The sequence below is a fragment of the Geomonas agri genome (assembly GCF_020179605.1).
Lineage (GTDB): Bacteria > Desulfobacterota > Desulfuromonadia > Geobacterales > Geobacteraceae > Geomonas > Geomonas agri.
In genome coordinates this window covers 1,501,439-1,525,726 of the sequence record NZ_JAINZO010000001.1, presented here as the reverse complement: position 1 = coordinate 1,525,726, position 24,288 = coordinate 1,501,439, and the positions used below count along the sequence as shown (strand labels likewise).

24 protein-coding genes and 1 other RNA gene are annotated in these 24,288 nt (G+C 60.8%); 11 read left to right on the top strand and 14 right to left on the bottom strand.

Features of this window, described 5'->3' with window-relative positions; translation table 11 throughout:
- Nucleotides 1-163 precede the first annotated feature (163 nt).
- The 6 genes from K7R21_RS06570 (at nucleotide 164) to serA (ending at nucleotide 6,771) form a co-directional block, all read left to right on the top strand.
- Entirely contained in the window at nucleotides 164-736 is a 573-nt protein-coding gene (locus tag K7R21_RS06570; protein WP_224982470.1) for an anthranilate synthase component II, read from the top strand.
- Between the two features lie 153 nt (nucleotides 737-889).
- A complete protein-coding gene (gene trpD, locus K7R21_RS06565) occupies nucleotides 890-1,948 on the top strand; it encodes an anthranilate phosphoribosyltransferase (protein WP_224982469.1) in 1,059 nt (352 codons plus the stop codon).
- Between the two features lie 3 nt (nucleotides 1,949-1,951).
- A complete protein-coding gene (gene trpC / locus K7R21_RS06560) occupies nucleotides 1,952-2,752 on the top strand; it encodes an indole-3-glycerol phosphate synthase TrpC (RefSeq protein ID WP_224982468.1) in 801 nt (266 codons plus the stop codon).
- A gap of 176 nt (nucleotides 2,753-2,928) precedes the next feature.
- The gene (locus tag K7R21_RS06555) at nucleotides 2,929-4,284 is read left to right on the top strand and encodes a TrpB-like pyridoxal phosphate-dependent enzyme (protein ID WP_224982467.1); all 1,356 of its coding nucleotides are present in this window, start codon (nucleotides 2,929-2,931) and stop codon (nucleotides 4,282-4,284) included.
- Nucleotides 4,285-4,439: 155 nt separating this feature from the next.
- Entirely contained in the window at nucleotides 4,440-5,060 is a 621-nt protein-coding gene (locus K7R21_RS06550) for a phosphoribosylanthranilate isomerase (RefSeq protein ID WP_224982466.1), read from the top strand.
- A gap of 112 nt (nucleotides 5,061-5,172) precedes the next feature.
- Complete coding sequence (gene serA, locus K7R21_RS06545) at nucleotides 5,173-6,771, top strand: phosphoglycerate dehydrogenase (RefSeq protein ID WP_224982465.1); 1,599 nt, start codon at nucleotides 5,173-5,175, stop codon at nucleotides 6,769-6,771.
- Between the two features lie 125 nt (nucleotides 6,772-6,896).
- Here the strand turns inward: serA and K7R21_RS06540 are convergent, their stop codons facing one another.
- The 4 genes from K7R21_RS06540 to K7R21_RS06525 form a co-directional block, all read right to left on the bottom strand.
- The gene (locus K7R21_RS06540) at nucleotides 6,897-7,964 is read right to left on the bottom strand and encodes a 3-deoxy-7-phosphoheptulonate synthase (RefSeq protein WP_224982464.1); all 1,068 of its coding nucleotides are present in this window, start codon (nucleotides 7,962-7,964) and stop codon (nucleotides 6,897-6,899) included.
- Between the two features lie 150 nt (nucleotides 7,965-8,114).
- Nucleotides 8,115-8,747 carry a bifunctional nicotinamidase/pyrazinamidase gene (gene pncA / locus K7R21_RS06535; protein ID WP_224982463.1) on the bottom strand — a complete coding sequence of 211 codons (633 nt, stop codon included), beginning with the start codon at nucleotides 8,745-8,747 and terminating at the stop codon, nucleotides 8,115-8,117.
- A gap of 45 nt (nucleotides 8,748-8,792) precedes the next feature.
- A complete protein-coding gene (locus K7R21_RS06530; protein WP_224982462.1) occupies nucleotides 8,793-10,223 on the bottom strand; it encodes a nicotinate phosphoribosyltransferase in 1,431 nt (476 codons plus the stop codon).
- 12 nt (nucleotides 10,224-10,235) lie between these two features.
- The gene (locus K7R21_RS06525; RefSeq protein ID WP_224982461.1) at nucleotides 10,236-10,802 is read right to left on the bottom strand and encodes a tetratricopeptide repeat protein; all 567 of its coding nucleotides are present in this window, start codon (nucleotides 10,800-10,802) and stop codon (nucleotides 10,236-10,238) included.
- A 177-nt stretch (nucleotides 10,803-10,979) separates the two neighbouring features.
- On the opposite strand from K7R21_RS06525, the gene K7R21_RS06520 reads away from it, so the two are divergent.
- A complete protein-coding gene (locus K7R21_RS06520; protein ID WP_224982460.1) occupies nucleotides 10,980-11,822 on the top strand; it encodes an NAD-dependent epimerase/dehydratase family protein in 843 nt (280 codons plus the stop codon).
- Nucleotides 11,823-11,860: 38 nt separating this feature from the next.
- A complete protein-coding gene (locus K7R21_RS06515) occupies nucleotides 11,861-12,118 on the top strand; it encodes an Hsp20/alpha crystallin family protein (RefSeq protein ID WP_224982459.1) in 258 nt (85 codons plus the stop codon).
- 552 nt (nucleotides 12,119-12,670) lie between these two features.
- On the opposite strand, the gene ssrS is transcribed toward K7R21_RS06515, so the two are convergent.
- From ssrS to K7R21_RS06490, 5 genes are all read right to left on the bottom strand, one after another.
- Nucleotides 12,671-12,859, bottom strand: a non-coding RNA gene (ssrS, locus tag K7R21_RS06510) — 6S RNA.
- A 331-nt stretch (nucleotides 12,860-13,190) separates the two neighbouring features.
- Entirely contained in the window at nucleotides 13,191-14,462 is a 1,272-nt protein-coding gene (locus K7R21_RS06505; RefSeq protein WP_224982458.1) for a Ni/Fe hydrogenase subunit alpha, read from the bottom strand.
- The gene (locus K7R21_RS06500) at nucleotides 14,446-15,195 is read right to left on the bottom strand and encodes an NADH-quinone oxidoreductase subunit B family protein (RefSeq protein ID WP_224983421.1); all 750 of its coding nucleotides are present in this window, start codon (nucleotides 15,193-15,195) and stop codon (nucleotides 14,446-14,448) included. The genes K7R21_RS06505 and K7R21_RS06500 overlap by 17 nt, the downstream gene beginning before the upstream one ends.
- 5 nt (nucleotides 15,196-15,200) lie before the next feature.
- Nucleotides 15,201-16,052, bottom strand: coding sequence for an FAD/NAD(P)-binding protein (locus tag K7R21_RS06495; RefSeq protein WP_224982457.1), 852 nt, complete (start codon nucleotides 16,050-16,052; stop codon nucleotides 15,201-15,203).
- Nucleotides 16,049-17,014: a 4Fe-4S dicluster domain-containing protein gene (locus K7R21_RS06490; protein WP_224982456.1), complete on the bottom strand. Its 966-nt coding sequence runs from the start codon at nucleotides 17,012-17,014 to the stop codon at nucleotides 16,049-16,051. The genes K7R21_RS06495 and K7R21_RS06490 overlap by 4 nt, the downstream gene beginning before the upstream one ends.
- Nucleotides 17,015-17,167: 153 nt before the next feature.
- On the opposite strand from K7R21_RS06490, the gene K7R21_RS06485 reads away from it, so the two are divergent.
- The 3 genes from K7R21_RS06485 to modC all read left to right on the top strand — a co-directional run bounded on the left by K7R21_RS06485 (nucleotide 17,168) and on the right by modC (nucleotide 20,012).
- A complete protein-coding gene (locus tag K7R21_RS06485; protein ID WP_224982455.1) occupies nucleotides 17,168-17,947 on the top strand; it encodes a tyrosine-protein phosphatase in 780 nt (259 codons plus the stop codon).
- Nucleotides 17,948-18,271: 324 nt separating this feature from the next.
- Nucleotides 18,272-18,955, top strand: a complete 684-nt coding sequence (modB, locus tag K7R21_RS06480; protein ID WP_224982454.1) for a molybdate ABC transporter permease subunit — start codon at nucleotides 18,272-18,274, stop codon at nucleotides 18,953-18,955.
- Between the two features lies 1 nt (nucleotide 18,956).
- On the top strand, nucleotides 18,957-20,012 hold the full coding sequence (modC, locus tag K7R21_RS06475) for a molybdenum ABC transporter ATP-binding protein (RefSeq protein WP_224982453.1): 1,056 nt from the start codon (nucleotides 18,957-18,959) through the stop codon (nucleotides 20,010-20,012).
- Nucleotides 20,013-20,024: 12 nt separating this feature from the next.
- On the opposite strand, the gene mnmA is transcribed toward modC, so the two are convergent.
- The 5 genes from mnmA to K7R21_RS06450 form a co-directional block, all read right to left on the bottom strand.
- The gene (gene mnmA, locus K7R21_RS06470; protein ID WP_224982452.1) at nucleotides 20,025-21,095 is read right to left on the bottom strand and encodes a tRNA 2-thiouridine(34) synthase MnmA; all 1,071 of its coding nucleotides are present in this window, start codon (nucleotides 21,093-21,095) and stop codon (nucleotides 20,025-20,027) included.
- 209 nt (nucleotides 21,096-21,304) lie between these two features.
- Complete coding sequence (locus K7R21_RS06465) at nucleotides 21,305-21,529, bottom strand: sulfurtransferase TusA family protein (protein WP_224982451.1); 225 nt, start codon at nucleotides 21,527-21,529, stop codon at nucleotides 21,305-21,307.
- A gap of 21 nt (nucleotides 21,530-21,550) precedes the next feature.
- A complete protein-coding gene (locus K7R21_RS06460; RefSeq protein ID WP_224982450.1) occupies nucleotides 21,551-22,501 on the bottom strand; it encodes a 4Fe-4S dicluster domain-containing protein in 951 nt (316 codons plus the stop codon).
- Between the two features lie 118 nt (nucleotides 22,502-22,619).
- Nucleotides 22,620-23,021 (bottom strand): M67 family metallopeptidase, encoded by a 402-nt coding sequence (locus K7R21_RS06455; protein ID WP_224982449.1) that lies wholly within the window; start codon nucleotides 23,019-23,021, stop codon nucleotides 22,620-22,622.
- A gap of 1 nt (nucleotide 23,022) precedes the next feature.
- Nucleotides 23,023-23,835 (bottom strand): HesA/MoeB/ThiF family protein, encoded by an 813-nt coding sequence (locus K7R21_RS06450; protein WP_224982448.1) that lies wholly within the window; start codon nucleotides 23,833-23,835, stop codon nucleotides 23,023-23,025.
- Between the last annotated feature and the right edge of the window lie 453 nt (nucleotides 23,836-24,288).

Sequence of the window (24,288 nt, the reverse complement as noted above, 5' to 3'; positions counted from 1 at the left end):
GCCAGCGGCCTCCGAATCTCCTCCCTTTTTCTGCTTTTCCTGTCGGATTTTCTTGAGTTTTTGCCGCGAAACCTATATATTTTCCCCTTTCCAATTAACAGCAAAAGGGTGGGGTTCCGGTCGCTTTTCCGGCCCTCCACCCGATGCCAGCGGGTCCCCAGCTATGCTCCTGATGATCGACAATTACGACTCCTTTACCTACAACATCGTTCAGTACCTGGGCGAATTAGGTGAGGAGGTCAAGGTATTCCGCAACGATAAGATCACGATTGCTGAGATCGAAGCGCTCGCTCCCGACCGCATCGTGATTTCCCCCGGCCCCTGCTCACCGGAGGAGGCTGGCATCTCGGTCGAGGTGGTGCGCCACTTCGCCGGCAAGATACCCATTCTCGGCGTCTGCCTGGGGCACCAGTCCATCGGCTATGCTTTTGGCGGCAACATCGTCAAGAGTGCCACGCTGATGCACGGTAAGACCTCGCCGATCCTGCACGATGGCAAGGGGCTCTTCGAGGGGCTCCCCAACCCGTTCGCTGCGACCCGTTACCACTCCCTGATTGTCGAGCGCGACACGCTGCCGGCCGAGTTGGAGATAACGGCGTGGGTCGCAGAGGGAGAGATTATGGGGATGCGCCATCGCACGCTACCAATCTGGGGGGTGCAGTTCCACCCCGAGTCGATCCTTACCGAGGGGGGCATGGATCTTTTGCGTAACTTCTTGAAGATGTCCCGGCAGTAACAACCAAAAGCTTGAACACAGAGGTCACCAAGGTCCGCAGAGTTCCCAGAGGAAAAGAGTGATTGTACTCTGTGTTCCTCTGTGCTCCCTTGAGTCCTCTGTGGTTGGCTTCTGGCCTATTGTGTCTTTGAATTCTGTTTGGAAGGAGCTGCTATGATTCGTAGGGCCATTGCACGTGTTGTGGAGCGGGAGAACCTCAGCGAAGCGGAGATGATCGAGGTGATGGACCAGATCATGTCCGGCGGGGCCACCCCGGCCCAGATCGCGGCCTTTATCACTGCGCTCAGGATGAAGGGCGAGACGGTTGACGAGATCACCGGCGCAGCGCGGGTCATGCGCGATCGGGCCTTCCCGATCCGGGTTGGCAAAAGCGTCCTCGGCATCGACCGCGACGACATCAACCTCGACCGTGAGACCATCCTCGATACCTGCGGCACCGGCGGTTCCGGCACCAACTCCTTCAACATCTCCACCACCGTAGCCTTCATCGTTTCCGCCTGCGGCGTCAAGGTCGCCAAGCACGGCAACCGCGCCGTCTCCTCTTCCTGTGGCTCCGCCGACGTCCTCGAGGCGCTGGGCGTAAACCTGGACGTGACCCCTGAGACCGTGGAACGGTGCATCTCCGAGATCGGTATCGGCTTCCTGTTTGCCCCCGCGCTGCACGGCGCCATGAAGCACGCCATCGGTCCACGCCGCGAGATCGGCGTCCGTACCATCTTCAACATCCTCGGACCGCTTACCAACCCCGCCAGTGCGGATTGCCAGGTGCTTGGCGTCTATCGCGAAGAACTGGTCGAAAAGCTGGCCCTGGTTCTCAAAAAGCTCGGCTGCCGCCGCGGATACGTAGTGCACGGCTGTGACGGCATGGATGAGGTGACCCTGACCGGCGAGAGCACCATCGGCGAGGTCAGTGCCGATGGCGTCAAGGTCTACAAGATAACCCCGGAACAGTTCGGCCTGGAGCGCGCTCCCCTCACGGAACTGCATGGCGGCGACGCCCAGGGCAACGCCGTCATCGTCCGCGATATTTTGGCCGGCAAGGACGGCGCCAAACGTCGCATCGTCCTCCTGAACGCCGCCTTCGCCCTCTTGGCCACCGGCAAGGTGTCCGACGTTCAGGAAGGTATCAAGCTCGCTGCTGAGACCATCGATTCGGGGCGGGGCTTACAGCAACTGGAGCGGCTGGTCGCGCTCACCAACGAGGTGCAATAGCAGATGACCCAGGTTCCCGACGTACTCAGGAAGATTGTCGACTATAAGCAGGGCGAACTCGAGCAGGCTATGCGGGCGGTTCCGCTCAACGAGATCATGGACCGCCTCGCTGACATCGAAGACACCCCGCGCGGCTTCCAGAATGCCATCCTCAACTCCCTTGGTTCCAGCTGGACCCCCATCATCGCTGAAGTAAAGAAGGGCTCGCCCTCCAAGGGACTGATCCGCGCCGACTTCGATCCGCTGCAGATTGCCATCACCTACCAGGATAACGGCGCCACCTGTCTGTCGGTTCTTACTGACGAGCACTTCTTCATGGGGCACCTGAGTTACCTTGCGCTGATCCGCGAACAGGTATCGCTGCCGCTGTTGCGCAAGGATTTCATCTTCGATCCTTACCAGATTTACCAGGCCCGCGCTGCCGGTGCCGACGCCATCCTGCTCATCGCCGCCATGCTGGACGTGCCGCAGTTGCGTGACTTCCATAGTCTGGCCAAGGAACTCTCCATGGACGTGCTTCTCGAGGTGCACGACGAGAAGGAATTGGAGATGGCGCTGCAAACCGACTGCAGCATGATCGGCATCAACAACCGCGACCTGCGCACCTTCCAGGTCGACATCGCGACCTCCGAGCGCCTGGCCGCCCAGATCCCCGCCGGTCGGATCATCGTCGCCGAGAGCGGCATCAACACCCGGGATGAGATCGTGCGTCTCACTGAGAAAGGCCTGCACGCCTTCCTGATCGGGGAGTCCATGATGCGCGAGCCCGACGTAGGAGCGAAACTGTCCGAGCTGCTAGGGTAAGAGGCGCCGCGCCTCCGCAAACGTGCATTGCACCGGGCGGTACCATACAAAAGGTTGCTGCCATCCGCCGCACGCGCCCTAACGTCCCCCCCTTTTGCGAAGGGGGGACAGGGGGGATTTGCCTCTCTGCCCAACAGGCCAAATTTTGAAATGTTCCAACTGACAAAGGAGTGGCTATGAACACCAAGTTCTTGCTTGACGAGTCCCGCATCCCGAAACAGTGGTACAACATCATTCCTGATATGCCGGGGCCGCTGCATCCGGTGATCAACCCGGCGACCCTGAAGCCGGTCACCCCGGAGGACATGACCCCGATCTTCCCGATGTCCCTCATCGAGCAGGAGATGTCCACCCAGCGCTGGATCGACATCCCTGACGAAGTGCGCGAGAAGTACCGGATCTGGCGTCCGTCCCCCTTGTTCAGGGCGCACAGGCTGGAGCAGGCGCTGCAGACGCCGGCGAAGATCTACTACAAGTACGAAGGTGTTTCCCCGGCGGGCTCCCACAAGCCCAACAGCGCCATCCCGCAGGCCTGGTACAACAAGCAGGCCGGCATCCGCAGACTGGCCACCGAGACCGGTGCCGGGCAGTGGGGGAGTTCCCTGGCCCTGGCCTGCTCCATGTTCGGCCTGGAGTGCACCATCTACATGGTGAAGGTTTCCTGCACCCAGAAGCCGTACCGCAAGAGCATGATGCAGCTTTGGGGCGCGACCGTGATCCCGTCGCCGTCGGAGTTCACCAACGCCGGGCGCAGCATCCTGGCTCACGACCCCGACAACATGGGGAGTCTCGGCATCGCCATCTCCGAGGCAGTCGAGGACGCCGCCACCCATGACGACACCAACTACGCACTCGGCAGCGTGCTGAACCATGTCTGCCTGCACCAGACCGTGATCGGCCTCGAGGCGAAGGAGCAGATGGCGCTGGCCCAGGATTACCCCGATGTGGTCATCGCCTGCTGCGGTGGTGGTTCCAACTTCGCCGGCCTTGCCTTCCCGTTCCTGTCGGACCGCGCCAATGGCAAGAAGGTGCGCTGCCTGGCCGTCGAGCCCGCCTCATGTCCGACCCTCACCAAGGGGGTCTACGCGTTCGATTACGGCGACACTGCGAAACTTGCGCCCATTACCAAGATGTACACCCTGGGGCACGACTTCATGCCGCCGGGGATCCACGCCGGCGGTCTTCGTTACCATGGGGAGTCCGCGCTTATCTCGCAGCTCTACCACGCCGGCGAGATCGAGGCGAAGTCCTACAAGCAGAACGCCTGCTTCGAGGGCGCGCTCCTCTTTGCCAGGACCGAGGGGATCGTCCCCGCGCCTGAGTCTTCCCATGCGCTGCGTGCGGCCATCGACGAGGCGGTGCTCGCCAAGGAAGAGGGGAAGGAGAAGACCATTCTGTTCGGGCTCTCCGGCCACGGCCAGCTCGACATGGGCGCCTACGACGCTTATCTCTCCGGTCGTCTCGAAGACTTCGAGTACCCCGAAGAGCTGATCCGTCAATCCCTGGAGCGTCTGCCGAAGGTGAGCCTGTAACAGAAAGGCGATTCCGGCTAACGGAGGGCAAAGAGAGAGACCGCCGCTGGTTTTCCCCAGGGCTATAGCTTTCTGGTTCTCTCCGAAGTCCCCAGATTCTCTGCGTGGCTAACGGTTTTGCTTTGGAAGTTTAATAAATCTAAGGGTATACGCGCATGACAAAGGTGAAGATTTGTGGCATAACGTCGGTGGACGATGCTCTCATGGCCGTCGACGCCGGTGCTGATGCGCTGGGCTTCGTGTTCTTCGACAAGTCCCCCCGCTTCATCGGAGCGGACGCCGCGCAGAAGATCATCGCCAAGCTTCCCCCTTTCATCCAGGTGGTCGGCCTCTTCGTCAACGCCGATATCGACGTCGTCAACAGTACCGCCGACTGCTGCGGCCTGGACATCGTCCAGTTGCACGGGGAGGAAAGCCCGGAATACTGCCGGCTGGTTAACCGCAGGGTGATGAAGGCGTTCCGCGTGCGCGGGCCGGAAAGCCTGACCCCGCTTGCCGAATACCAGGTCTCCGCCTACCTGCTCGACGCCTATTCGCCCCACGCCTACGGCGGGACTGGCGAGGTGTTCGACTGGGACTGCGCCATCGCCGCCAAGGAACACGGACGCATCGTCCTGGCGGGCGGGCTTACGCCTGACAATATCGCCGAAGCGGTGCTTCGGGTGCGCCCCTACGGGGTCGACGTCTCCAGCGGCGTTGAAGCGTCGCCCGGCAAGAAGGATCCCGACAAAATGCGCCGCTTCATCCAGTTGGCCAAACACCCGCACCCGGTCTGAAGCACAAGACAAGTTTCTACGAGGCAACGACATAGCAGCAATCAGTAATGAGTACGTACAACGGTGAACGTTGAACGCAGAACCGGTTTCCAACCTAAACAAAGGAGTGGCAATGAAGATTATCGTAACCGATGAGGTGGCTCAGGAAGGACTGGCAATTTTGCAGCGCGACCCGCGCGTGCAGATGGACATCAAGCTGGGACTGAAGAAAGAGGAGCTTTACTCGATCATTGGTGATTACGACGTTATCATCACCAGAAGCGGCACCACCGTGGACAAGCCCCTGCTCGACCATGCGACCAACTTGAAGCTCGTCGCCCGCGCCGGCGTCGGCGTCGACAATGTCGACGTGGATTACGCCTCCGCCAAGGGCGTCATCGTGGTCAACGCACCTTTCGGCAACACCAACAGCGCAGCCGAGCACGCCATGGCGCTTTTGCTTTCTTTCTGCCGGAACGTAACCAAGGCCAACGGCTCCCTCAAGGGCGGCGCCTGGAAGCGTGCTCCTTTCACCGGCTACGAGCTCAAGGGTAGGACCGCTGGCGTCATCGGCCTGGGCAAGGTCGGCGGTCGCGTTGCCACTCGCCTCAAGGCATTCGAGTGCGAAGTACTCGCTTGCGACCCGTACATCGCCGAGAAGCGCGCCCATGACCTCGGCGTCAAGCTGGTCACCCTCGACGAGATCATAAAGAACTGCGACATTATCACCGTCCACACCCCGCTCACCAGCGAGACCCAGAACATGATCGGCAAGAAAGAACTGGCCGCCATGAAGGACGGGGTCATCATCATCAACGCCGCCCGCGGCGGCATCATCAACGAAGAGGCGATGCTGGAAGCCCTCGACTCCGGCCGCGTCGCCGGCGCCGCTTTCGACGTCTGGAGCCAGGAACCGCCCGACTCCGAAATCCTCAAAAAGCTCATCGGCCACGAGAAGATGGTGGTTACCCCGCACCTTGGGGCCAACACTTTCGAGGCGCAGGTGAATGTCGCCGTCGACGTCGCCAAGGAAATCCTGCGTTACATGGACGAGCAGCCCATCGAGAACGCCATCAACATCCCCAAGTTCGACGCTTCTCTCATGGGGCAGATGCGTCCTTACCTGAACCTGGTGAACGTTCTGGCCGACTTCATCATCCAGTTGGCCGACACCAACCTGAACAAGATCACTTTCACCTACACCGGCGGCCTGGCGCAGTACGACTGCACCCCCATTACCGTGTGCGGCCTGGCGTCGCTCTTGAACCGCAGGGTGGAGCAGGAAGTGAACATGGTCAACGCGCAGCTCGTGGCCGACAATATGGGCATCGTGATCGAAGAGGTGAAGTCCACCCAGTCTGAGGATTTCTCCAACCTGATCACCGTGACCATCGAAGGCCCGGGCGAAAAGCGCCTCATCTCCGGCACCGTGTTCGAAGGGGTACCGCGCATCGTCAAGTTGCGTGACTACCAGATGGACTTCCGTCCGGAAGAGCACATGCTGCTGCTGGCCTACGGCGATCGTCCGGGCATCATCGGCAAGATCGGCACCATCCTCGGCAAGCACGAGATTAACATCGCAGCCATGAACCTCGGCCGTCGCGAGAAGAAAGGCGAGGCGATGGTCATCCTCTCCCTCGACTCCGCCGTCCCCGCGGACGTGGTGGAAGAGGTGAGGGCAGCCACCGATGCCACCTTCGTCAAACCGCTCTACCTGGTTACCGCCAAGTAAGGCAGGATAAAAAAGCAGGACAAGAAAAGGCCCCCGGCGCAAGCTCGGGGGCCTTTTTGTATTCAATGGATGGTTCGGTTTACCTCTGTATCCTTCGCGGACCTCGGTTTCCTTTGCGTTCCGGGCTAACCGATCTTCCTTCCGCCGCACGCCTTCAGCCTCTGGTGCGCCTCGCGCAGCGCCTTTTCGGTAGTCTCCCAGCTGATGCAGCTGTCGGTGATGGAGACGCCGTAGGTGAGCTCTGAGAGGTTTTTCGGCATAGGCTGGTTCCCCTCTTTCAGATAGCTCTCGATCATGACGCCTGAGATGGAACGGTTGCCGGCGACGATCTGGTCGACCACGCTTTTCAGCACTTCCGTCTGGCGCTCGAACTTCTTCTCGGAGTTGCCGTGGCTGCAGTCCACCATCAGGGTCGGGTTGAGCCCAGCCTTGGCGAGCATCTCCTCCGACTTGGCGATATCCTCCGGCGAATAGTTGGGCTTCTTATTGCCGCCGCGCAGCACCATGTGCACGTCCGGATTGCCGGTGGTCTGGAGGATGGAGGTGAGACCGTCCCGGTTGATGCCCAGGAAGCTGTGGGGGTGCAGCGCGGCCTTCATTGCATCAATGGCGATCTGGAGGTTGCCGTCGGTGCCGTTTTTGAAACCGATCGGGAAGGAGAGGCCGCTGGCCATCTCGCGGTGGGTCTGGGACTCGGTGGTCCTTGCCCCGATGGCCCCCCAGGAGAGGAGGTCGGCCAAGTACTCCGGCGTGATGGGGTCGAGCATCTCGGTTGCGACGGGGAGCCCCATCTCGGTCACCTTGCACAACAGGCCGCGGGCGATGCCTAGTCCCTTGGAGATAAGGTGGGTGCCGTCCATGCCGGGGTCGTTGATGAGACCTTTCCAGCCGATGGTGGTACGCGGCTTCTCGAAGTAGACGCGCATGATCAAGAGGAGTTCTTCGGAAACTTCCTTGGCCAGGGCAGCAAGTTTCTCGGCATACTCGAGTGCGCCCTTCGGGTCATGGATGGAGCAGGGGCCGACCACGACCATGAGCCGCTTGTCCTCGCCCCTCAAAATGCTGGAGATGGCCGCGCGGCTTTCGCTCACGCAGGCGCTGGACTGCTCCGAGATCGGGAAGACCTGCCGCAGATCGCTCGGTGCAATGATCGGGGTGATGCTTTTTACCTTGAGATTGTTCGTCTTAATCATGGTAGGCTCCGCGCTAGCAGGTTTTAATGTTGCGTAATCTAGCGCGTTTCCCGGACGCTGTCAAAAAAAAATGCCCCGGCGGCACTGAATTTTGCCGGGAGCATATTTTTGTATGGTGCAGGTATAAAAAACCGAACAAAAACTGACCATTCACCCCGTTCGCGCCGGTAGGTGGGCTTCACCTTCGGCCTGAAGTGTGCTGCGCACCGAGGCGAAGGTCGCCTGCCCGGCGCCGGCCGCCAGCATCTCCTGCAGCGCATGTTCCGAGTCTCCCGCCTGCACCTCGACCCCGCGTATGGCATCGGTCAACACGGTCACCGTGAACCCCTCCTTGAGTGCATCCAGTACCGACTCCTTGACGCAATAGTCGGTGGCCAGCCCCCCGACGTACAGGCGGTCCAGTTCCATGCGACGCAATAGCATGGCCAGCGGCGTCCCGTTTTCAGTCACCCCCTGCAGTGCCGAATAGCCGTTGTCCCAGTTGGTCATCCCTTTGGAGATGAGGATGGTCCCTTCTGGGAGCCTCAAGCCGGGATGGAAATCCGCACCGGCAGTTCCCTGTACGCAGTGCACGGGCCAGATTCCACCCTGTTCTTTGAAATGTTTGCTCTGCTCCGGGTGCCAGTCACGGGAAGCGAAGACGGGCGCGCTCCGCTGGTTGAAGAGTTCGAGGTAGCGGTTCAGCAGGGGAACCACCTGGTCGCCATTCGGTACGGCGAGGGCACCTCCGGGGCAGAAATCGATTTGTACGTCGACCACGAGCAGGGCGGCTCTGCGTTGCATCGCGTACCTCCTGTGCCGGTTCCCGCCTTGGTGCGGCGCCCGGCGCTAACTGCGGTATTTGCTCTGGACCCGGTTCATCAGCTTCAGGCGCAGCGTATTGACACCGGCGCTGATGGAAACCTTGTAGATATGAGGGTTCACCAGTCGCAGGCACCCATCCGGCAATAGCTTCAGTTGCTGGGAGGCAAGGTCCGCGCTGGACTCGAGGTCCGGCGTAGGAGTGCACCTGCTACCGTTTTTCATCACCATGCACCGCAGGTCGACCAGTCGCGCCTGGTCCGGGATTCGGACGTGCTGCACCGGGTTGGCAGGATCGAAGACCACCGCCCCGGGCAGGATCTCCTCGTCCTGCAACGCGATCAGGTCCAGGATGAAGGACCCGTCCGGGGCAAGGGCGCGCAAAACCTTTTTGCGGTCAGGCAGCGTGGCCTTGGCAACGTCGCTGGTGAGCTTCAGTTTCGGTTCACCATCCATGCACACCAGCTTGTACACCCCACCCAGAGCGCCCCCTCCCTCTCCGGCGCAGGTAGCCAGGCGCGTGCCGACGCCGTAGATATCGATCCGGCTTCCTTCGCGGCGCATGGACTCGATCACGTTTTCGTCCAGTTCGTTGGAGGCGACGATCTTGACCTCGGGGAAGCCTGCCTCGTCGAAGGCGGCACGCACCTGGCGGGAGAGGTAGGCGAGGTCGCCCGAGTCGATGCGGACGCCGACCATGGCATGGCCGCGTTCTTTGAGTTCGCGCGCCACGATGAGCGCGTTGGGGAGCCCGGACTTTAAGGTGTCGTAGGTGTCGATTAAAAGGACGCAGCTGTCCGGGAATTCCTTGGCGTAAACCCGAAAGGCGGTGAGTTCGTCGGGGAAAGCCATGATCCAGCTGTGCGCATGGGTGCCGCGCACGGGGATGCCGTAGCGCATGCCGGCTAGCACGTTGCTGGTGGAGCGTACGCCGCCGATGAAAGCGGCCCTGGCGCCGGAAAGCCCCCCGTCGGGCCCTTGAGCGCGGCGCAGGCCGAATTCGAGCACCGTTGCATCACCGGCCGCGACCTTGATGCGCGCAGCCTTGGTCGCCGCCAGGGTCTGGAAATTGATTATGTTAAGAAGTGCCGTCTCGACGAACTGGGCCTCGGCGAGCCCACCCTCCACGGTGAGCAGCGGCTCTCTGCCGAAGACGACTGTCCCCTCCGGAGGGGCGGTTATGTTTCCCTTGAACCGGAACTGCGACAGGTAATCGAGAAATGGAGGCTTAAAGATTTTCAGGCTGTCCAGGTAGGCAAGCTCTTCGCTGCTGAACGAGAGTTCCTCGAGGAAGGAGAGGGCGGTGTCGAGTCCGGCGAACACGGCGTAGCCGCCGCGAAACGGATTGTGACGAAAGAAAAGGTCGAAGGCTGCAGGACGCTCGTGCATCCCCTGGTCATGATATCCCGCCAGCATGGTGAGTTCGTAGAGATCGGTAAGCAGCGCCGAATAACGCATGGTGCCCTCCCTTCAATTACCAGCACCCTGAATTATCGCACGACGCAGTTTTTCCGCCAGTTCGGGATCCACTATTTTAAGCGATAGATACTCTCCTTGTGCCTTTTCCTTCTGGTCAAGCAACACGTGTGTCAGTCCCAGTTTGTACAGCGCATTGGCATTGCCCGGCCACAGTTTAAGCAAGGTGACGTAGGCATCGGCAGCTTCCTGGTACCTGTCAGCCTTGAAGCAGACTTCAGCAAGATTGGAATAGGCAAGCGCCAGCGAATTGTCCAACAGCACCGATTTCTTGAGAGAATCGATGGCGCGTATATAGTCACCGGTAAGCGCCTGGGATGTGCCCAGGTTGAACCAGGCAAGGGCATTGCCCGGCGCTATCGATACGCTCCTGCTGAACGCCTCGGTGGCCTCCAGGTAGTTCCCTTCGCTGTTCAGTTCCACCCCGGCCTGGAACCAGTCGTCGGCTTCCAGGTATTCCTCCTGTTCGATGTGGATCGGTTGCTGCTTAGGGATCAGCCCACCGGTAGCCAATCCTGTGAACAGCAACAGCGCAACGCAGGTGCCGGTGCGGTATCTCATAGGCTCTCCTCCGTGGAAAGCAAAAACATAGCATATTAAATTATTTTTACAAAAAAAGGTGACTCAAAGACGAACAGTTCTTCCGGGTTTTTTGCTGACATCGAGGCGGTGTTTCTGGTAGAAAAGGAAGGCTGCCGCGCCTGCAGCAGCGCAACTCCATGGCGAGAGGGCTTCTACATGCAACCATTACTGATCATCGGCTGTGGCGCCGTCGGCCGTCGGGTAGCCGCACTGGCACTTGCACAGGGAACGAGCGTCTGCACCTTCAACAGGGGGGAAGCCCCGCTGGCCGGTGTGACACACCATGCCGGCAACCTGGATGAACCTGACACGCTGCACGGGCTCCCCACTCGCGGCGCGGGGGTGATCTATCTCGCTCCCCCGCCGGGAGGCGGCCACGAAGACTCCAGGATGCGCAACTTCCTGGCCAGCATTGCCGCCGCGGATGAGCCCGCCAAGGTGGTCTACATCAGTACCAGCGGCGTCTACGGTGGGGGGAGTGAAGTGGTAACCGAGGAGACCGAACCCGACCCGCAGACGGCGCGCGGCAAGAGGCGCCTGCATGCCGAGCGTCTGCTGCAGGCGTGGGGGCGCGAGCGCGGGGTCCCCGTGGTCGTTCTCAGGGTTACTGCCATCTATGCGGCCGACCGCCTGCCGGTCACACAGCTCACTACCGGGCAGCCGGTGCTCCTGGAAGAGCAATGCCTCCCCAGCAACAGGATCCACGCCGACGATCTTTCCCGCATCTGCCTGGCGGCGCTGGAGCGTGGCAAGGACGGCGCCGTCTTCAACGTGAGCGACGGCTCCCCTAGTACCATGACCGCGTACTTCAACGCAGCGGCTGACAAGCTCGGGCTCCCCCGGCCCCGGCAGGTGACCATGGCAGAGGCGCGCCAGCTCATGACCCCGCTCATGATCTCCTACTTCTCCGAGGGGCGCATCGTCGACAGCAACAAGATGCTCAAGGACCTGGGCATCACGCTGCTCTACCCCAACCTGGAGGCCGGGCTCAAGGGTTGATAAAGCTGCTCGCCTGAAAGCTGCGCGTTCTTGACAATTTGGAAGACATCGACGTGCAGCTCTCCCCGGAGAGCATCACCATCTCCGGGCAAAAGAGCAAGGAGCAGCGCATCGACCAGAGCGATTACTACCGTATGGAGCGCTCCTATGGCTCGTTCGTCAGGACCTGCCGGCTTCCGGTGGCGATCCTTACCGATACCTCAAGGGCGAGCTTCAGGGACAGCATCCTCGAGGTGCGGGCGCTCAAGAAAACAGAGGTGATTAAGGACCGGTTCAGGAAGCTGCAGGTGGAATGATCATTACCTGGGGCGGTGCGAAAGGGAAGGGGCGTGGCGTCTGTCACGCCTTTTTTATTGCCAAAATCAAAGCTGCCTAAAAAATGAGCAAAACGCTATCATTAGCGATCGCCACACTGGTTTTTTCCGTTACAAGGGGCGTTACCCACAGAGTTATCCACAGCTCTTGTGGAAGACCGCTGACATTATTTATCTCAACAATATAAGTAGTTAGACAATGTCTTTCGAGCGTACGTTCGGCAGGTTGCCAGCGCCGCCACACAATGAGAGTCAACTGCTGCAATAGCTGGAAATTGGGTGCTTTATGAGAAGTGCGCCGCTGCCAGCTTTTTACGGACACTAAAAAAGGCCCATGGATTCCATGGGCCTTTTCCCTGCATTGGCGTTAGATCGGGGCACTTTCTTCCAATCCGTCGGTAAAGCTTCACGGCCGGGTGCTGCGTGGTCGGTGCCTCCTCGCAACGTGTACCGGTCGGCTTCCCTTTTTCAAGCGCGGGCGCCTGGCGGATGAGATAAGTCGCTTTCAGCGTTGTCCCGAGTAACGCCAATTTTTTTTGCTCCGGAATACCGCCACGAGGAAGATTGGATTACTGACCGGTGTCGCAACATACCCCGGTAAGACGCTTTAGGCTTCCCTCTGCCTTGTTGAGGGCTTGCTCACCACGACTGAAACCAGGGACATCTTGATAAATAAGGTAGTCAGGGACCCAAACAGATGCGCAACGAGTATTCCAGAGCCGCTCGCATTGACATGCTAAAGCTTGACCCAAGTCTAGCAACCTGCTTATGACTGTCAAGACAGACATGAAATTAATTTCATCTGATCTAACGTGTTGAAAAATAGCAGCTTTATTTGTTTTATCAGCCTCGCAAAGCTGCTGTCATTTCGCCTGTTTCGCAGGGTTCAGTGATCCCTGCCACAAGCCTGTCTGACCACTTTTATTGATTGTTGGTATGACAGTTGCCTTTCGTTCTTCAGGTGCACTGAGGAGGGCAGGTGCAACGAAAGTTGCCACATTGAGGTACGCGATGCCGGCCAGGTAGTGTGATGGTTGGATAGCGGGTTGCCCTGCTAGAGTGACAGAATATGGACCGAGCAGGATATGCAGGGATCGTAACAGCGGATCAGCCGTTCCAGCGCCGTGGTCATGCGGTTTGTTTCTTCTCCCTCCATGCCGCGTGCCAAGGCGAAGAGATCGCGGGCCAGGGCCCCCTGGTTCAGCGCGGTCGGGGTGATCACGTCGGCCCTGGTGCATATCCCCTGCGGGTCGAATGAATAGCTGTGGATCAAGGTGCCGCGCGGTGCCTCGCAGGCGCCACAACCGGTGCCGGCACGCGGGTGGATTTGCGGCGCCTCCGCGCGCTGCGGTCCAAGCTCGATAAGGCGGTCGACCAAACTCAGGGCTCGTTCCGTTGCGTGGCACATCTCGATCGCTTGGGCCAGGTTGTTGCCTCGCATGTCCTTGCCGATCAGCTCGTGCCGGTGGGCGCTGAAAAGCTGTGCCGCGAACGGCTCCAGGTCCGGGGCAAGGTGAAGTCGGGCTTGCGCGCCCACAGTGGCCTCTTTGCCCAGCACGCGTGAGAGCTTGGCGTTGGAGTAGTCGAGCACCGTCTCCTTAATGTGCTGGCGGTACTCCGGCAGCGGAAAGGAGGATCCGTCGGCCATCTGGCACAGACGCCCTGCGAGCGGGCGTTCGGATGGCTGTAGGGCGAGAAAATCGGGCTTGGGGAGTTCGGGGAAGGGGAAGGGGGTGCTGAACAGGCGATGCGCCTCTTGCGCTGCCGGGAGCACCTTGTGCAGTTCGTCCCGCAACCGCGTCAGCTCCTTCTTGTTGAGGCAGCGACCGAGCCCACCGAGGCAGATGTTGACCGGGTGGATTAGCCGTCCCCCGGCAGTTTCCAGGATCATGTTGCCGGCCTTCTTGATCGCCAGACCGGTCTTCAGCAGTTCCGGCGCGACCCGTGCCAGTTCGGCCACCCCCCGCACGCCGAGGAGATCGGGTAGCACCAGACAGTACAGGTGCAGTGCGTGGTCCTGGATCATGCCGGCTTGCAGCACGAGTTCCCTGGTGAGCGCGGTCACCTCCGACACCTCGACACCGAAGGTGTCCTCCACCGCGAGGAGCGCGGTCACCTTGTGCACCGTGGAGCAGAGCGCGCAGATGCGACAGACAATTTCCGGCACCTCGGCGAAACCCTTGCCGACCAGGAGGGCCTCGAAGAGGCGTGGCGAATCGACGAACTGCAGCTCGATCCGTTCGACCCGCCCACCTTCGCGGTAGACCCGGAGCCTGCCGTGACCTTCCAGCCTGGTAAGAGGCGCTATCTCAACGACGCTGCCCATAATTCCACTCCGGCTTGAAACGGCTCATCCTGCGTTCGATCTCATCCCTGCCGAAACCCCGCTCCAGCAACAGTTCAAGCTCCTGGGCCACGTTGGCCTCGCGCACCGGACCCCGGCACCCCTCGCAGACGATCCCGGTGGCGGGGCAACGCGCGTTGCAGCCGCCCTGCACCACGGGACCCAGGCAGAGTTCCTTTTTTTCAAGCAAAAGACAGAGGTTCTCGCGGCTGCGGCACTCGGTGCAGACGGGATAGGATCGGGTAGGAGGAGTTGTGCCCGCTGCGAGCGCCGCCACCATCTCCAGGATCTCCTGTTTTTCCGGCGGGCACCCGGTGACTGCCGCATCGACGCTGACGTAGTTGTGCAAAGGGGCGGGGGCGAAGCTGTCCGGCATCTTCTGCGCATCCCCGAACACCGTGTGCAGCAGGTCTGTCCTGGCGCTCGTGGTGTTGTTCATGGCGGCGACGCCACCAAAGAGCGCACAGGTCCCGTAGGCGACCAGCACACTACTGGCGTTTCTAAGTTTGAACAATAGTTCCAGGTCCTTGGGAGTGGAAACGGCCCCCTCCACTATGGCGGCGTCAAACTGCACGTCAAGCACGTTGCCGCTTTCAGCGAGGGGGAAGTAGACCAGTTCGCACAGGGCGAGCAGTTCGGGGAGTTCATCCTCGCAGTTCAAGAGGGTCAACTGACACCCCGAGCAGGCAGTGAGGCCGGTTATGGCAACTTTCATCGGTTTCACAGTGCCTCCGGTATCCCTTTAAGGTCGCTGGCACGGAACACCGGGCCGTCCATGCAGCAAAGTTTCTGCCCGATCGCGCAGTGGCAGCAGCGGCCCACGCCGCAGCGCATCCTGCGTTCGAGGCTCAGCAGGATACGTTCCGCCGCGACCCCGGCGCGCTCCAGGTCGGCGACCAGGCAACGGTACAGGGGAGGCGGTCCGCAGAGTGCGGCATAGGTGGCGGCTGCATCGAAGCGGAATCCCTTCAGGAGGTCGGGCAGCAAACCGACGGCGCAGGAATAGTCTCCCTCCTGCTGCTCCGGCGCGAAATCGACGGTCAGGTAGAGCCTCATGCCGCCGCCGGCCGCAAGTGCAGCGAGTTCTTCGCGGAACAGCATGAGCCTGGGCTGCTTGGCGCCGTACATCAGCGTGATGTCCCCGTACCGGTCTCGCTGCCGCAAAAGGTGTATGAGCAGCGATCGCAAGGGGGCTATCCCCAGCCCCCCGGCGAGAAGCAGGACCGGTCGGCCGGCCATGTCGCCAAGCGGGAACCCGCAGCCGAAGGGGCCGCGCAGCCCGAGTCGGGCTCCAGGCTTTAGTTTGTGCAGCAGTTCGGTGACGTGCCCAACGCGCCGCACGCATAACTCCAGTGTTCCATCCGCGGCGGGAAGGTCCGCCGGTGAAATCGGGACTTCACCCGCGCCGGGGACCGAAAGTTGCACGAATTGCCCGGGAACGAAGGAGGCAAGCTCGGCCAGCGCGCTCGCCTCTGGCGCGATGCGGAACAGTGACGTGTCCTCGGAGAGGTCGCGACGATCGATCAATTGCGCCGCGTAGGGAACGTGGGGCGAGTGGCGGTGCTCTCTCATGGCTGCACCTGTTCGGGCGCGACGGTCAGTTCGCGCAGGTCGATGCCCACCGGGCAGACCGCCTTGCACCGGCCGCAGCCGACGCAGGAGTTGACTCCCTGCAGCGGCGTAAAGCCGCAGAACTTGTGCAGGAAGCGGTAGCGCAGTCTATCCAGCCGGTCCGGGCGGAAGTTGGCGCCGGATACCTCGCCGTGGCTGGCGAACAGACAGTTGTCCCACTCCCTGATTCGCGTTCCCCCCCCCGAAAGTACAGGGTATTCGCGCACGTCGAAGCAGTAGCAGGTGGGGCAGCAGACCGAGCAGGCCCCGCACGAGACGCAGGTGGAGGCGTACTTTTGCCAAAGCGGATGGTCGGAAAAGCGCAGCTCGGGGTCCTCAGGGGCGCGGCAGACGGCTGAGAGGGCAGGTGGCGGAACAGGCTCCCCTGTTTCCAGCAGGTGCGCCGCTGCGGACAGCAGCGCCTGCCCTTTCGCGCTGTAGCCGGCGAGATGGAACCCATCAGCACAGGCGTTAAGGAATAGGTCGCAGGAGGTGGACTGCATCCCTTCCGGGCAGAAACAGAAGTCGTCTGGCTCGCAGGAGACCCCGACCAGTGTCAGGCGGGCCCTACGCGCGGCGTAGCTTGGATCGGCCGCGTCGGCCATGAAGACCCGGTCCAGGTAGGCGATGCCTTCCAGGTCGCAGCTATGGATGCCGAAAAGCACCGTGTCGCCGGCATCCGATTGACCTTCACGGTAGTTGCCGCCGTGGCAGTGCAGGATCTCTTCCCTGAAGGGGAGCAGGTATTTCTTGGGGGGGATCTGGGTGCGGCGGTAGTCGAGGTGCAGCTGGGTGGGGTCGTCAAGTGGTGCGAAAGAGACCACCCCGCTTTCCAGTATGGTGGGGGCGTGCAGCTCACCGAAGAGACGTAGGGTCTCCAGGAACTGGTCCAGTCGTGAGGTCTTCAGGAAGTTGTCAGCCACAATACCTCCTTGCACAAGAAACAATTCTACCGGGGGCGCCGCTGATGGCAAGGCGTGGGGAAGGGAATACTCTCACTGCTGACGGATACCTTTAAAGCTTTGTAATTGAACCCTGCTTTGACTTACTGACGTACAGGTGTTACAGAATGTTGCATGGGGTCAGACTTCGTTGATTATCACTGCCATTTGCTTCCCGCGCTCGATGACGGCGCTGTCGATGTGAAAGAGTCGCTTGACATGGCGCGCACACTCTCAAGTTTCGGCTTCGGTACGGTGCACTGCACGCCGCACCTCATTCGCGGCGGCTATGAGAATGATCCGGGTCGCGTTGTCCGCGCCGTGCACCTCATGCAGCGGCGGCTTGATGACGAGGGAATCTCCCTGCGCCTTGTTCCCGGCAACGAACACTACCTGGACCAGTACCTGCCGGAGATGCTCCCGAAGGCGCTCAGGGCCGGGGGCTCCCGCTACCTGCTGGTTGAAGTTCCATTCCATTCCGGTCCTGACCTGCTGCGGCCCATGGTGCAAACCTTCGCCGGACACGGCCTCTCCCCACTCATCGCACACCCCGAGCGTTGCAGCGCCTTCGACCCGGTTCGGCCGGCAGTGGGGCTGCGCGGCGTGCTTTCCCTGGTGCTCGGCAAAGAGCCCGAACTCGACCTGGAGCATGCAGAGATCGTGGAACTCAAGCGACTGGGCTGTCGGTTCCAGGGCAATATCGGCAGTTTCGCCGGGTACTACGGTTACGAGGTGCGCGAACGCGCACTACTGTTTCTCAGGCACGGCCTGTATTCCTGCGTTGGCAGCGACGGACACCGCAGCGAGAAGCTGTGGGAGATGCTGGTGGCTGGATACGCCGCCATCGAATCGGTTCTGGGCGAAACAGAGACCGGCGAGTTGATGCGCGGCGTCCCCCTTGCCAACGGGGCCTGACCTTTTGCACCCCCCTTCCTCACCTCTCTTCACAGACTGTAGCTAGCGAATGTTTGCTGACATCTAAAGCTGCGCCCCTAAATGCCTCATCCCTGTTCACCGGCACGGGCGTCACCCCCCTTAGCGCGGGGGGAGGGGGATCTGCTTTGGCTATTTCTGCCTGCACCTCACCCAAACCTGCCCCAAATTTGAGCAGTCCCGCCTGAACACGCTGCGTTTCCCCCACACCATCCCGACCAAACCTCCCATTCCCCCGCCACTTGCGCCGTTTACCGTATCTGGAACAAAACCTGCTACCGGGATGACATCACAGCGAGGTGAGCCATGCCGGTTCTGAGCAGTCCCGATTTCGATGCTATCAGCCTCTCCCTCAAGGTCGCCTTCACCGCGACCCTGCTCAGTCTCCCGTTCGGTTTCCTCTACGCCTATCTGATGACCTTCTTCCAGTTCAGGGGGAAGGTGCTCCTCGAAGTGCTGGTGAACCTCCCGCTCACGCTGCCCCCGGTGGTCATGGGCTACCTGCTCCTGGTGGCCTTGGGTAACAACGGCCTGCTTGCCCCCGTGCTGGAGCCTCTCGGCGTGCGCCTCATCTTCACCTGGAAGGCAGCCGTCCTGGCTTCTGCGCTGGTAGGCTTCCCCCTGCTGGTGCGCTCCATTCGCCTTGCCATGTCATCGATCGACACCCGCCTGATACAGGCATCGCGCACCTTGGGCGCCGGCTCCCTGGACTCGCTGCTGACCGTCATCCTCCCCTTGTCCCGGAACGGCGTCGTGGCCGGATCGTCGCTCATGTTCGCGCGCAGCTTGGGCGAATTCGGGGCGACTGTCATCGTTGCCGGGAACATACCCGGTATTACCCGCACCATCCCGCTTGCCATCTACGATTATGCCGGTTCCCCGGGAGGCGAGCAGGCCGCGCTGGTGCTGTGTGCCATTGCCATCGTCCTCTCGGTACTCGTACTGCTGGTGCACGAGAGCCTTACCAGGAAGCTTGCCAGGAGGCAGTGATATGGAATTGAGTATGGCGGTTGCCAAGGACTTCGGGGCCTTCGACCTGAACACGGACTTTACCGTGACGGGGGAGCAGGTTGGCGTCTTCGGTGTCTCCGGGAGCGGCAAATCAACCCTGGTCAGCCTGATCGCCGGGCTGCTCGAGCCTGACCAGGGGGAGATCGTCCTCGACAGTACCTGCCTGTTCAGCAGCGAGCGCGGCATCAACCTCCCCCCGCAGGAACGCCGGGTTGCCATCGTGTTCCAGGACAGCTGCCTGTTTCCGCACCTTAGCGTTGAGGCAAATCTGCTCTACGGCTACCGGCGCTGTCCGTCCCGACACCGGCAGATCGACGTCAAGGCACTGGTCTCCGTGCTCAAACTGGACGGTTTGCTTGACCGCGGGGTGAACCGTCTTTCCGGCGGCGAGAAGCAGCGGGTCGCCTTGGGGCGGGCGATACTCTCCAATCCGCGCCTGTTGCTCATGGACGAGTCCCTGTCCGCGCTCGACGACGCCCTCAAGTTGCAGATCATCCACTACTTGAAACGTGCCAGTGAAAGATTCCGGATTCCCTACCTTTTCATTTCTCATTCCCTGCTGGAGATACGGCTTTTGACCGACCAGGTGCTGGCCATGGGGGGCGGGAGGGTGCTCGGGCAGACTACGCCTGAACAACTGGCCCGCGAACGGATGGGGCAGAGCCAGGTGGGCTATATCAACGTGTTGCAGGTAGAGAAACTGCGCAAGATGGGGGGGCTGTACGTGTACCGGTGGGGGATGGAGGAGATCTTTGTTTCTGCGGGCAACGACGAGCCGATGGCGGTGTTCGAGCTTTCCTCGCGGGACATCATCCTGTTCACCAGGCATCCCGAGGCGGTCAGCGCCCGCAACCTCCTTAAGTGCACCGTGATGGACACCTTTCCCTCAGGAAACAAGGTGGGTGTTGAGCTGCGTTGTGGGCACGAAACGCTGATCGCGGAAGTGGTGGTTCAGGCAGCTGATGATCTTGCTATCCAGGCGAGAACCCAAGTTTACGCGGTCATCAAGGCCTCTTCCTTCCGCCGCCTTAGTTGAATTGGCGGCTGATTAGAGGATCCAGCCGCCGCCTGCCACGCTGTCGCCGTCGTAGAAAACTACGGCCTGCCCCGGGGTCACCCCTGTCTGCGGCGTGTCGAAATCGACCCGCAGCCTGCCGTCCTGGCACAGTTCGGCACGACAAGGCACCGGCTGTTGCCGGTAGCGGATGCTGCAGGTGCCGCGGAAACTGCCGGTGATGGGGGTGTCGGTCCAGGTGAGCTGGTTGGCCAGCAGGTGGCTCCGGTGCAGTTCCTCTTTCGGCCCGACCACAACCTGCGCCTTCGCGGGATCGAGACCAGTGACGTAGAGCGGTTCCTTCCAGGCGATGCCCAATCCGCGTCGCTGCCCGATGGTGTAGCGGTGGATACCGTCGTGGTGCCCCAACGCTTTGCCGTCGTGGTCCACGATCTCGCCTTCGCGCGGCGAGACGCCGCTTTCTTCCAGGAAGCGGACGTAGTCGTTGTCGGGGATGAAGCAGATCTCCTGGCTTTCCTGCTTTTGGGCCACGGGGAGGTTGAAGCGCGTGGCGAGCTGCCGCACCTCTGGCTTCTCCAGGTGTCCCACAGGAAAGATGGTGCGCGCCAGTTGCTGCTGGTTCATGCCGAACAGGAAGTAGGTCTGGTCTTTGCGGGGATCCAGTCCTTTGCGTAGCCGGTAGATGTTGGTCGCGTCCTGCTCGATGCGGGCGTAGTGCCCGGTGGCGAGGAGGTCGGCGTCGAAGGAGGCGGTCATCTCCAGGAGCAGGCCGAACTTGATCCTCTCGTTGCAACGTGCGCAGGGGTTCGGGGTTCTGCCCGCCTGGTATTCCGAGACGAAATCGTCGATCACCAGTTCCTTGAAGCGCTGGCGCAGGTCCACTACCTGGAATGGGATCCCGAGGCGTTTGGCGACGCGGGCGGCGTCCATGACGTCGGTTAGGGAACAGCAGGTTTTGCCGCCGGATGGCGTCTTTTCGGGGCGCTCGTAGAGCTGGAGTGAGACTCCGATGACGTCGTGTCCCTGTTCTTTGAGAAGAGCGGCGGTCACCGATGAATCGACGCCGCCGCTCATTGCCACAATAACTCGTTTTTTACCTGACATTTTTCTTTTCCCGTCGATCCGGATCCTAGCGCACAACGCCGAATCATTCATATATCGCCTGTCCACGCTCCGGGAGAGGGGCGGGGTGAGGGCACTGTGCATCAGACGAATGTCTCACTCCGTGGCGCTTCCCTCACCCGCCCTTCGGGCACCCTCTCCTGGAGGGCGATGGGGACGGACCACTTCTACTCTCAGCGAGGACAAACCAGTTAATCCTCGCCTTTTTCCAGCGTGAGCACGTAGTACCCATCCCTTTCCTGTAAGCCGAGCAGCTTGTGCCCTTCGTCCTTCAGGCTCCTGGGGACATTCTTGGCCGGCTCGCCGTCGTCCAGCAGGAATTCGATGGTGGTGCCCGTCTCGATGTCCTCCAGTTCCAGCTTAGCCATGACGAAGTTGGTAGGGCAAGTAACACCCCTGAGGTCAATGGTTTGCATGCTGTTTCCTCGTTTTTTGCTTTAAGCCTGCTGGCCGGGCAGCGGCAGCTGAGTTTGGATGACTTGCGGAGCAATAGTTTGCTGAACCACGTACTGAGGGAATTCGCTACGCAGGCGCTCCAACAGAGACTGCCACCCTTCGCGGATGATGATGTCTCCCAAGCGCACGCGCCCGGCTCCCTCCGCCTTCTCCTGGTACCAGGTGAGGACGCAGGTGATGAAGTCCACCACGCGCTCTTCGGGGACGAAGGTGGCGAAGAGGGTCCCGACCAAGGGACGACGCCCCCATTTGCCGCCGATTCTTACCGTGTACCCCTTTTTCTCAGCGCTCCATGCGCCCGTCGGGCAGACCTTGATGCAGTCGCCGCAGTAGATGCACTTGACCGCATCGAAGACCGGCTTCTTGTCCGCGCCCATGCTGAGCGCCCCCTCCGTGCAGGACTTGGCACACAGGCCACAGCCGATGCAGCCGTCGACATCGAGTTTGGGCCAGACCGCACCCTGAAAACCGACGTCGTTAATGGCCGACTTAGGACAGTCGAAGGGGCAGCCTGCGAAGCAGACCTTGAACTTGTGGTGGCCGGTGGCAGTCCCGAACAGCTTCTGATCCACCTCTAGCGCGGACTTCTGCGTGTCGACAAGGCCGTTGGGGTTGTATTCGCAGCCGCCGCAGGCGGTGGGGACGCGCACGCGTGCACCGCAGGAGGCGACTTTCTGTTGTTCCTCGCCCAGTTCGGCGACCACCGCGTCGAAATCTGCGAAGTTTATGTTGATCAGTTCGATGGACTGGCGCACCGACAGGTGCACGTATCCTTTACCGAATTTTTGTGCAACCCTTGCGATCTTTGCCAGGCGGTCCACTGACATCCTGCCGCCGGGCACGCGCAGGCGCACCGTGAACAGGTCCTTGCCGCGCTCCTTGATGAAACCGCCGGCCTTCAGGTTTTTCAGATCAATCTTCGGTTCAGCCACGTTTTCTCTCCTGAATCAAAAACATTTACAGGGATAAAAGGGATACCAGGGACAAAACCGGGACATAGGTTCCCAATGTTGCCGTATCCCTTTTATCCCTGTTCGAATGCCTTTGGGTTCACCCTGCTATGATCAGTTCCACCGGCTCCACGTTGCCAGCACTGATCCTGAACGCCCTGGCCACCGGCTCTTCACGGTTCTCCAGCGACAGGATCAGGTGGCATACGTTGGGGGTCAGAGCGAGGCGGATGTCCTCCAGCGAGGGGTGGGCTGGGGACTCCGGGTGCGAGTGGTAGATGGCTAGCATCTCCTCGCCAGCGGCACGCATCGCCTTAACCGCGGCGAATTGCTCCTTCGGGTCCATCATGAAGTGCTCGTTGCTCGCATCGGTGTTGGTCATCGGGTAGCGGGACGCCACGCGGTTCCCGGTACCTCCCATGAGCCCGCACACTTCCAACGGGAAGCCCTCCTGCGCCTGGGCGATCACCGCGACCAGTACCTCCCTAGGGATCTCCAGCATCTCAGTGCCCAAGATCGCAGACGGTCAGGGCATCGAGTTCGTCCTTCAGTTCGGTGATGGTCGGGTTGTCGCCGCAGATCGGGCACTTCGGGTTTTTCCGGATGGGCACCTCGCGGAAGCGCATGCGCAACGCGCTGTAGGTGAGCAGCCGACCGTGCAGCAGGTCGCCGGCGCCAAGAAGGAACTTGATCGCCTCCGTGGCCTGCAGGGTGCCGATAACGCCGGGGAGGACGCCGATCACGCCAGCCCGCGAGCAGGTGGGGATGACTTCTTTGGGCGGCGGCTCCGGGAAGACACAGCGGTAGCACGGGGACTCGCCCGGGGCCACGGTAAAGGTCTGCCCGTCGAACTGCAGGATGCCGCCGTGGGAGTAGGGCTTGCCAGCCAGAACGCAGGCATCGTTGATCAGGAACTTGGCCGCAAAGTTGTCGGTGCCGTCGATGATGAAGTCGTAGTCGGCGATCATCGGCAGGATGTTGTCCGCGTTGACCCAGGTCTCGTAGGTTACCACGTTCAGTTTTGGGTTGATGGCAAGCATCTTCTCCTTGGCTGAGAGCACCTTTGCCTTGCCCACGTCCGGGGTGCTGTGGATGATCTGGCGCTGCAGGTTGGAGAGGTCGACCTGGTCGGCGTCCGCAATGCCGATGGTGCCTACCCCTGCCGCGGCAAGGTAGAGGGCGATGGGAGAACCGAGGCCGCCGACGCCGATCACCAGCACCTTGCCGTTTATCAGCTTCAACTGCCCCTTGCCGCCGACTTCCTTGAGAAGGATGTGCCGGGAATAGCGGTTAATCTGCTCTTCGGTGAGCTTCACTATCTACCTCCGCCCATAAAATAGAGAAATTCGATGCTGTCGCCGACTGTGACTGTAGTCGTCTCGAAATCACCGCGATCTGGTATCGCCGTTCAATTCCACGGTGACATACTTGCGCTGCTCCGCCTTGAGGGCATCGGGCAGGTAGTTGCGCGAGACAGGAGTCACCTCGGCGATGGTGCGGGCTTGCCGTTCACCGTAAGATTCATTAGATGTGCTCGTAGTTTAGTAGCATAGATGATTGGCAAAAAACAGCCTTTAAACACGGTTTACCCATGCACGGCAAACCGGCAAAGTCCGGTGTGATCACTGTTCCAATTGATGCGGGAGGGTAATTTTTGAAAGTTATTTTGTCAAGAAATAAATAACTATTGTCACAGTTGTTGTGTGTTGTATGTGTTGTGCGTTCTTGGTCAGGGTGGGGCGTGTGGCTGCTGCAGATGCAGCCGCCCC

What these genes read in the sequence shown, in the direction of transcription:
- K7R21_RS06520 (WP_224982460.1), top strand. Translation starts at nt 10,980, where the DNA reads ATGCAACCATTACTGATCATCGGCTGTGGCGCCGTCGGCCGTCGGGTA.
- mnmA (WP_224982452.1), bottom strand. Translation starts at nt 21,095, where the DNA reads ATGTCAGGTAAAAAACGAGTTATTGTGGCAATGAGCGGCGGCGTCGAT.
- K7R21_RS06495 (WP_224982457.1), bottom strand. Translation starts at nt 16,052, where the DNA reads ATGAGAGAGCACCGCCACTCGCCCCACGTTCCCTACGCGGCGCAATTG.
- K7R21_RS06505 (WP_224982458.1), bottom strand. Translation starts at nt 14,462, where the DNA reads ATGGGCAGCGTCGTTGAGATAGCGCCTCTTACCAGGCTGGAAGGTCAC.
- modC (WP_224982453.1), top strand. Translation starts at nt 18,957, where the DNA reads ATGGAATTGAGTATGGCGGTTGCCAAGGACTTCGGGGCCTTCGACCTG.
- trpD (WP_224982469.1), top strand. Translation starts at nt 890, where the DNA reads ATGATTCGTAGGGCCATTGCACGTGTTGTGGAGCGGGAGAACCTCAGC.
- K7R21_RS06540 (WP_224982464.1), bottom strand. Translation starts at nt 7,964, where the DNA reads ATGATTAAGACGAACAATCTCAAGGTAAAAAGCATCACCCCGATCATT.
- modB (WP_224982454.1), top strand. Translation starts at nt 18,272, where the DNA reads ATGCCGGTTCTGAGCAGTCCCGATTTCGATGCTATCAGCCTCTCCCTC.
- pncA (WP_224982463.1), bottom strand. Translation starts at nt 8,747, where the DNA reads ATGCAACGCAGAGCCGCCCTGCTCGTGGTCGACGTACAAATCGATTTC.
- K7R21_RS06555 (WP_224982467.1), top strand. Translation starts at nt 2,929, where the DNA reads ATGAACACCAAGTTCTTGCTTGACGAGTCCCGCATCCCGAAACAGTGG.
- K7R21_RS06500 (WP_224983421.1), bottom strand. Translation starts at nt 15,195, where the DNA reads ATGAAAGTTGCCATAACCGGCCTCACTGCCTGCTCGGGGTGTCAGTTG.
- K7R21_RS06550 (WP_224982466.1), top strand. Translation starts at nt 4,440, where the DNA reads ATGACAAAGGTGAAGATTTGTGGCATAACGTCGGTGGACGATGCTCTC.
- K7R21_RS06530 (WP_224982462.1), bottom strand. Translation starts at nt 10,223, where the DNA reads ATGCGTTATTCGGCGCTGCTTACCGATCTCTACGAACTCACCATGCTG.
- K7R21_RS06485 (WP_224982455.1), top strand. Translation starts at nt 17,168, where the DNA reads ATGGGGTCAGACTTCGTTGATTATCACTGCCATTTGCTTCCCGCGCTC.
- serA (WP_224982465.1), top strand. Translation starts at nt 5,173, where the DNA reads ATGAAGATTATCGTAACCGATGAGGTGGCTCAGGAAGGACTGGCAATT.
- K7R21_RS06525 (WP_224982461.1), bottom strand. Translation starts at nt 10,802, where the DNA reads ATGAGATACCGCACCGGCACCTGCGTTGCGCTGTTGCTGTTCACAGGA.
- K7R21_RS06570 (WP_224982470.1), top strand. Translation starts at nt 164, where the DNA reads ATGCTCCTGATGATCGACAATTACGACTCCTTTACCTACAACATCGTT.
- K7R21_RS06455 (WP_224982449.1), bottom strand. Translation starts at nt 23,021, where the DNA reads ATGCTGGAGATCCCTAGGGAGGTACTGGTCGCGGTGATCGCCCAGGCG.
- K7R21_RS06465 (WP_224982451.1), bottom strand. Translation starts at nt 21,529, where the DNA reads ATGCAAACCATTGACCTCAGGGGTGTTACTTGCCCTACCAACTTCGTC.
- trpC (WP_224982468.1), top strand. Translation starts at nt 1,952, where the DNA reads ATGACCCAGGTTCCCGACGTACTCAGGAAGATTGTCGACTATAAGCAG.